Annotated in this window: 1 protein-coding gene; it reads left to right on the top strand. The window is 45.5% G+C overall.

Going from position 1 to position 1,412, the window contains the following annotated elements; genetic code table 11:
• Positions 1-164 precede the first annotated feature (164 nt).
• The coding region (locus ACP45E_RS12995) for a BatD family protein (RefSeq protein ID WP_069585085.1) at positions 165-1,412 on the top strand (1,248 nt) is incomplete at its 3' end.

Raw genomic sequence — 1,412 nt, 5'->3', positions numbered from 1 at the left:
ACAGCCACGGCAAGGCAAGATAACCAACAAGCGGTCGACCCGAATATTCGCAAATTAGAGCAAGTGGAAAGTGCTCGCGACCCTAGCCGACTGCTGCAAGCGCAAATGGTATTGCAGGCCAAGCAAAAACAACCTCCTAAAGACTCAGGTAAGAAGTGGTGAAGATGAAATCTACCCTATCTCGTTTCTCGTCAAAAATCGTGTCAACATGCGCGTTAGTTACGCTACTATTGATTAGCCCTCACAGCCTTGCCGCTAATGTAATGGCAAGCGTGAGCAGCAATAGCGTAACAAAAAATGAAGTGTTTCAGCTCAAAATCGTTGCCGATGAAAGAGTGTCACAAGATGACATTGATTTAAGTGTTTTGGAAAAAGACTTTTTCATGGGGAGGCCCAGCTTTGGCACTTCAATCAACATCATCAATGGGAATAAAAACACCCGCAGTGAATGGAATGTCTCTTTAGCTGCGCAAAAACTCGGAACCCTGACGATTCCTAGTTTTACGATTGCAGGCGCAAAGACTCAACCTATAAATATCCAAGTAAAAATGGATAAGAACCAGCCAGAGGCAAGTGATTTTATTGAATTACAGACGTCCCTTTCGAGAGAGACCCTCTACCCTAAAGAAAGTGCACTGTTGAATTTTCGACTGATAATTAAAGCGGACCCAAGGCGCTTACAAAATGCGCATATTATTCAGCCAACAGTGGATGGTATGAGCATTGAACTTGCAGGTGAACCCAACCAATATCAAAGCGTACTCGATGGCGTTGAGGTCACCATCGTTGACCAGCAATATCGCATTGAAGCGTCCAATTCAGGAGAATACAACGTCGTCGGACCCGCTTTCACAGGAACAGTGATTCACGGTAATGATCGTACCGGCACGACTCAGATGATCAATGCGGACACGCCCGCAGAACGCTTTGCCCTGTCGGTGCTGCCGATCCCTGATAATTATTCTGGTGAATGGCTACCCACGAACGAGGTAGTACTAGAACAGCAATGGCTTGACGAAGACGGTCAGTTGATTGACACCCTAAGTACGTGGAATGCCTCGAATGCCCAGAATAGCGTAAGCACCTTGAAAACCAAGGTTGGCAATGCGCTGACCCGTATTATCACTTTGAAAATAGAGGGGCTCAACCCGAATCAGTTCCCCAATTTGTCCGTTGATTACCCAACCTCATTTCGCGTTTATGATGAAAAACCTCAATTCTCGCAAGATGAATCTGGCAATACAGTAATGACGCTTAAACAGGTGTTGATACCTCAAACAGTGGCTGATGAACAACTTTCTGACATCAGTATCCATTGGTGGAATAGCAGACAACATCAACAGCAGACAGCGCAGGTTCCAGGTTTAAAAATTTCGGTCACTGAAGCGAACAATACCAATACCAGCGAAGTC

Source organism: Vibrio genomosp. F10 str. 9ZD137 (assembly GCF_049974785.1).
In the GTDB taxonomy this organism is placed as follows: domain Bacteria; phylum Pseudomonadota; class Gammaproteobacteria; order Enterobacterales; family Vibrionaceae; genus Vibrio.
This window is presented reverse-complemented; position numbering and strand designations above follow the sequence as displayed.